This window comes from Lautropia dentalis, from assembly GCF_003892345.1.
Taxonomy (GTDB): Bacteria; Pseudomonadota; Gammaproteobacteria; order Burkholderiales; family Burkholderiaceae_E; genus Lautropia; species Lautropia dentalis.
In genome coordinates this window covers 1-6,941 of sequence record NZ_RRUE01000004.1, presented here as the reverse complement: position 1 = coordinate 6,941, position 6,941 = coordinate 1, and the positions used below count along the sequence as shown (strand labels likewise).

1 protein-coding gene and 1 pseudogene are annotated in these 6,941 nt (G+C 65.3%); both read right to left on the bottom strand.

The genetic code is table 11. The features are described from left to right. A partial coding sequence (locus EHV23_RS15080) for an amino acid adenylation domain-containing protein (RefSeq protein WP_125096921.1) occupies positions 1 to 3,192 on the bottom strand: 3,192 nt, incomplete at its 3' end. A 1-nt stretch (position 3,193) separates the two neighbouring features. Next, positions 3,194 to 6,754 (bottom strand): annotated as a pseudogene (locus tag EHV23_RS15075) (non-ribosomal peptide synthetase); the annotation flags it as partial. Positions 6,755 to 6,941 lie beyond the last annotated feature (187 nt).

Below are 6,941 nucleotides of genomic sequence, written 5' to 3'. Positions count from 1 at the left end.
TGCTGCGGCGGTTGAAGCCGTTGCGGTCGTTGCACCGGTTGCACCGGTTGTGCCCGTTGTACCAGTTGCGTCCGTTGCTCCGGTTGCATCCGTGGCACCGGTGCCTGCAGCGGAATATCCCGACACATAACCGGCCAGCTGCGTACCCTGCGCCGTCTCACGTGCCACCACTACGGCTTCGCGCACGCCAGGCAGTTTCTGCAGCTGCGCTTCCACCTCGCCCAGTTCGATACGGAAGCCCCGTACCTTCACCTGCGCATCGACACGCCCCAGATATTCCAGCTGGCCCTGCTCATTCCAGCGCACCAGGTCCCCGGTGCGGTAGAGGCGCTCTCCGGCATGGCCAAACGGGCTGGCCACGAAACGCTTGGCGGTCAGTGCCGGCTGGTTCAGATAGGCCTGTGCCAGACCGTCTCCGCCCAGATACAGCTCACCCACCGCGCCGGGCGCCACGCGCATCAGATCGGCATCGAGCACGTGGCAAGTGGTGGCATCGATCGGGCGGCCCAGCGGTATCGTCCCGGTTTCGGCTGCGGTGGCAAGCGTGGCAGCATCCACGCGTGCACAGGCGGCAAAGGTCGTACATTCGGTAGGACCGTAACCATTGACCAGCACGAGCTGCGGGTTGTGCGACAGTGCACGCCGCGCATGGGCCGGTGACATCGCCTCACCGCCGCTCAGCACCAGCCCCAGGCCGGACAGTGCCCCGGGCACTTCGTCCACCAGCCGGTTGAACAGCGCCGCCGTGAACCATGCCGTATTGATTTCTCCTGCTGCGATGAACCGGGCCAGCGCCTGCAGCGACAGCAGCCCGTCCGGCGCCTGCACCAGGGTGCCGCCATTGCACAGGGTTCCCCAGATTTCCAGCGTGGAGGCATCGAAGGTGAATGGGGCAAACTGCAGCATCCGCGTGGCCGTGCCGAACTGCGCATAATTGGGCTGCTGCACCAGACGGGAAATCCCCTGATGCTGCACCTCGACTCCCTTCGGCATGCCGGTGGAGCCGGAGGTGTACATCACATACGCCACACTGTCAGTATGCACGGTCTCGGGACACACAGACGCCGGGCGCACGGACACATCGGGACCGGTATCCGTGTCGCCATCTGCATGGTCGGGGAGGACCAGCGGCATCAGTGCCGGAGCCGGTGCATCGGCCGGCCACGCAGGCATGCGCGCGCGCAGGGCGGGTTCGACCAGTATCCGTGAAAGCCCGCTGTCACGAATCTGGAACAGCAACCGTTCGGCCGGCTGGTTCACATCCAGCGGTACATAGGCTGCACCCGCCTTCAGAATGGCCAGTATGCCGGCAATCTGCGCAAAACCACGCCCTGCCACAAGCCCGATGCGCATGCCGGGGCCAACGCCTTCTGCACACAGCGCATGCGCGATGCCATTGGCCAGGCGATCCAGCTCGCCATAGCGCAGCGAGGCGAAGGTACCTTCTCCCGTCTGCACCTGCAGCGCCACGCGCTCCGGTGCAGCGCTTGCCTGGCGCTCGAACAGCACATGAATCGGCACGGGGGCATGCGGGAGCGAAGGGGATTTTTCCCATGCAGCCACACGTTCGCTGTCTTCATCGGCCAGCAGGCCGACATCACCGGTGCGTACCGTACCCGGACGGCAGAAGGCCGCCAGCAGCAGCACATACTGGTCCAGCAGGCGTTTGACCGTTTCCGCCCGGAAGAGTGCCTGTGCATAGGTGAAACTCACATCGAAACCACCGCCGGGCAGCTCCTGCCCGGTCACGGTCAGCTCGAACTGTGCATCCAGTTCGCCCCCCGGCAGCGGGTAGTCATCGATGACCACCTCCCCCAGCCGGAAGCCTGCGCCCCCGCCCTCTTCGCTGGCATGGTTGTACATGACCTGAAAGAGCGGATTGTCGGCCGACACCCGCTCCGGATTGAGTGCAGAGACCAGTTGCTCGAAGGGCAGATCCTGATGCGACTGCGCCCCCAGCGCCGCTTCGCAGACCTGCTGCAGGACATCCCGCAGGGAACGGCCGCCATCCAGCACGCAGCGAATGACCTGCGTGTTCACGAAAAAGCCGACGATGTTTTCGGTTTCGACCCGGTTGCGGTTGGCATTGGGCACGCCGATGCGGATGTCCTGCTCGCCGGTGAGTCTGTACAGCAGCACATTCAGCGCCGCCAGCAGCACCATGAAGGCCGTCACGCCTTCCCGGCGGCACAGCGCGCGAATGTCCGCGGCCAGTTCGGCTGGCAGCACCACATGCTGGCGCGCCGCCCTGTACCGCACGCCTGCCTCACGGGGGAAATCCGTGGGCAGTTGCAGTACGGGCTGCACCTCGCCCATCCGGGTTTTCCAGTATTCCAGCTGATGTTCGGCCTCGCCGGCTTCCAGCCACTGGCGCTGCCAGACGGCGTAATCCTCGTACTGCAGCGGCAATGGCCCGAAAGGCGTGGCCGGACCATCGGACGCCCGCAGACCTGATCCGGCAGGCAGCCCTTCACCAGATGACGGATTGTTGCCTGCAAACGCAGGGTCTGCAGAATCATCGCCCGTCACACTGCCTACCGGCAAATCACCGGCCGGCGTGTCATGGACGGCAGCATGGGCCATGCCGAATTCGGCCATCAGCACGGCCAGCGAGCGCTCGTCGCAGATGATGTGATGCATGACCACCACGAGCACATGCTCGTCGGCCGCCAGCCGGAAAAGCCCCACACGCAGCAGTGGCCCTGCCTCCAGATCGAACGGTGTTCCCTGCAGCACCGATACCGCCTGCTGCAGGCGTGCATGGCGGTCCGTCTCGGCAAACCCGCTGAAATCCTGCCGGTGCACGACCTGATCGGGCACATCCCCCCGGCGCTGCCAGACCGTTCCCGCCTCATCGGCCTCGAACACCACGCCGAGCTGCGAATGCCGCTGGATGAGCAGCCGGAAAGCCGCCTCGATGGTGTCTGCATCCAGCCTGCCCGACAGACGCTGCACGGTGCTGATGTGATAGGCGCGTGCCGCGGGGTCGAGCTTCCACAGGAACCACTGGCGCTCCTGGGCGTACGAGGCACGCGTACGTGCCTCTTCCGGATGCGGCCGCGCAACCACCGGAAACTGGCCGATGCGCAGTCCCTGGGACGTCATGCGCTGATACACCGCACGCTGCGCCTCGGGCGCCAGTCTGGAAAACTGAATGGCCAGTGCCTTCAGCCTGTCGTCGGTGTCTGCCATGTCAGTTCAACAGTCCGGAAATGAATTGTTCGATGTCGTCGAGGGCCTGCGTCTGTGCAGCCTGACCCGCGGCAGGCACGCAGACGGAAGCCAGTTCGGTCACCGTCGGATGCAGAAAAATGTCCTTCACCTCGACGTGCACCTGCATCGTCTGCTGGATGCGCGAAACCAGCGTGACCGCCAGCAGCGAATGCCCGCCCAGTTCGAAGAAATTGTCGTGGCGGCCCACACGCGGCTGGTTCAGCAGGGTCTGCCACAGCTGCGCCAGCGCCTCTTCCGTTTCGCCCTCGGGTGCCGCGTACGCGTCGGAGGCCGCAAAGGCCGGATCGGGCAGCGCGTTGCGCACGACCTTTCCGTTGGCATTGAGCGGCAGTGCATCCATCACCACGATGGCGGCAGGCACCATGTGCGCCGGCAGCACTTCATCCAGACGCTGGCGCAACAGCAACGCGGCGTCCTGCAGCGTGTCCGAAACCCGCTCAGACGTCTGAATGGCTGGATGCTCCGCCGGCTGCTCTGATGCAGCCGACACCGCCTGCCGTTCTGGCACCAACGACCGTTCTTCCACGGGTTCGCCCGGCTGACCGACAGACAGGCCCTGTTTCAGGGAGACATAGGCCACCAGCCGTGAACCGCCATCCGACGGGCGGGCCATCACCAGCGCCTCGCGCACCTCGGGCTGGCGCAGCAGCTGCGCCTCGATTTCACCCAGCTCGATGCGAAAGCCCCGAATTTTGACCTGATGGTCGGCGCGGCCCACGTATTCGAGCTGCCCGTCGGGCGTCCAGCGCACGAGATCGCCGGTGCGATACATCCGGCCGCCTGCAGCGTCAAACGGATCGGCCACGAAGCGTTCGGCCGTCAGGTCGGCCCGATGCTGGTAGCCACGCGCCAGACCGTCACCCGTCACGTACAGCTCGCCCACCACGCCCACCGGCACGCGGTTCAGTGCACCATCCAGCACGTAAAGCCCCAGATCGGCAATGGCACGACCCATCGGGCTACGGTGCGTTGCCGTATCTACCTGCACGATGGGCCGGTACGTGACATGCACGGTGGTTTCGGTAATGCCGTACATGTTGACCAGCGCCGGCACCTGATCCCCGAAGGCATCCATCCAGTCGGCCAGACGCTGCGGATCGAGCGCCTCGCCGCCGAAGATCACCGTCCGCAATGCCCCCGCACTGCCATGGGCCACCACCAGCGGAATCAGGTTGCCAAAGGCCGACGGCGTCTGGTTCAGCACCGTGACCCGCTCCTTCTGCAACAGCGCAAGGAACGCGTCGGGTGTGCGGCTGACCCAGTACGGCACCATCACCAGGCGCCCGCCGGAGCACAGCGCGCCGAAGATTTCCCACACGGAAAAGTCGAACGCAAAGGAATGGAACTGCGTCCAGACATCTTCCGCGCCAAAATGGAACCAGGGCTGCGTGCGTTCCAGCAGGCGCGTGACGTTGCCGTGCGTGACCTGTACGCCCTTCGGCACACCGGTGGAACCCGAGGTGTACAGCACATAGGCCAGGTTGCCCGGGTGTGTGACGATGCCCGGATTGTCGCTGCGTTCAAGGGCAATCGACGGGTCTTCGAACAGCACCGTCTGCAGGGCAGGCATGCCGTTGTCGCCCGGTTCGGCCAGCAATTTGTCCTGCGTCAGCAGCAGCTGCATGCCGCTGTCCGCCATGATGTGCGCCATCCGGCTGGGCGGGTAATCCGGATCGAGCGGCACGTAGGCACCGCCCGCCTTCAGGATGGCCAGCAGGCCCACGATCATCTCGACCGAGCGCTCCACGGCAATGCCCACCCGCGTTTCGGCACGCACACCCTTTTGCATCAGGCGGTGTGCCAGACGGTTCGCCCGCTCGTTCAGCACCCGGTACGTGAGCGAGACATCCTCCATCGTCAGGGCCACGGCATCGGGATGTCGTGCCACTTGTTCCTCGAACAGCCGGTGAATGGATTGCGCGGGCAGCGGATGGTGCTCACGCAGCCCCCAGCTGGCCAGCCGGTTTTCTTCCGCGGCCGGCAGCCACTGCAGTGCGCAGAGCGGCGTGGCATCCCGCGCCGCCAGACGCGTCGTGATGACCGACAGGGCCTGCAGCATGCCATCGATGACACGCTGCGCGCCGATCTGGCCATCGACCTGCGAATCCAGGGCAAAGCCGCTGCCGAGATCATCCACGGAAAGCGTGACCGGGAAATTGGTACGCTCCGTTCCGCCCAGTACCGTCATGCCTTCCCAGGAGGGCACGGTATCCGTACCGGTCTGGCCGATGTAGCGGTAATTCAGCATGGACGTGAACAGCGGTGCCCCTGCCGCCACACTGCTGCAGCGCTGGGCGAGCACCAGGCTGGCATGCTCGTGCCGCAGCAGCGCCGTCAGTGTCCGGTGCGTACGCTCCAGCGTCTGCTGCACCGATGCACGGTCCACGTCGATGCGCACCGGCAGCGTGTTGATGAACATGCCCATGGCATTGTCCGCACCTTCGCCCCCGCCCATGCGGCCAAACAGCACCGTGCCAAATACCGGGCTCGACTGCCCACTGGTGGCCGACAGCACCATGGCCCATGCCAGATGGAAGACGCTGGCTGCGCTCACGCCCTGCGCACGGGCCACCTGCCGGATGCTGGAAGACAGGTCTGCCGGCAACAGGTGACGGATTTCTTCCACCGTGCTGCCATCGCCCTGCACGTCGAGCAAGCCGAACGGTGCGGTCGTTTCCTCGATATCGCCCAGCATGTCGCGGAAGAAGGCTTCGTGCGCAGCCTCGTCAGCCCCCAGTATGGCCTGTGCCACGAAATTGCGGAACGGCACCACCGGCGGCAGTTCACTGCTTCGGCCCTGCTGCAGCAGGCCGATTTCATGCACGATGCGCTCCAGCGTGGTGTGATCGCTGATCAGGTGGTGCAGCGACACGGACAGCAGCCAGCGACCACGCGTCGCGACATCTCCCTGCGCCGATGCATCCTGAACGTCACTGCCGGCATGGGCGAAATCACCGGAAAGTATGGAGCCGGATGGGACACGTGGCGATGGGTCTTCCACGGCCACCAGATGCAGCATGGGCGCCTTTCTCACGTCCAGCCGGTGATGGGCCGGGTCGGTCAGGCGCGTCAGACGGGCCAGCGCATCGTCTTCAGCACCGGCAGGAAGCGCTTTTTCCGTTTCAGAAAAATCGGCCCAGGCCAGTTCGACGCGTGCCGTGCGGTTCACCACCTGCACCGGTTTCGACAGCCCTTCCCACAGCACCGCCGTGCGCAGGATGTCGTGACGCACCACCACCTCGTTCAGGCTGGTCACGAAGCGTTCCAGCCGCTCGCGTGTGTCGAAGGACAGCAGTGTCGGTGTCACATAGGCATCGCCTTCCTGCTGCAGCTGGTGGTGGAACAGCATCCCTTCCTGCAGCGGGGCCAGCGGGTAGACGTCCTGCACGTTGGCCATGCCACCGGGCGTCTGGCCCGCAACCGAATCAATCTCGGCCTGCGTCAGCTGCACCAGCGGCAGCATGTCCGGCGTGATGTGCGTGCAGCCGTCGGGAATGTCGTTGGGCGGGATGGCGATTTCACCATAAGTGCCTTCACCGGCGCCCTCACCCGCGTTCCCGCCTGATTCGGCACGGGCCAGCGCAGCGGCCTGCGCCTGTGCCAGTGCATCGGCAAAGGCCGACAGCACGGGCTGTTCGAACAGTTCGCGCACCTGCGCGCGAATGCCCGCGGCTCGCATGCGCTCGACCAGCGTCAGCGCCAGCAGT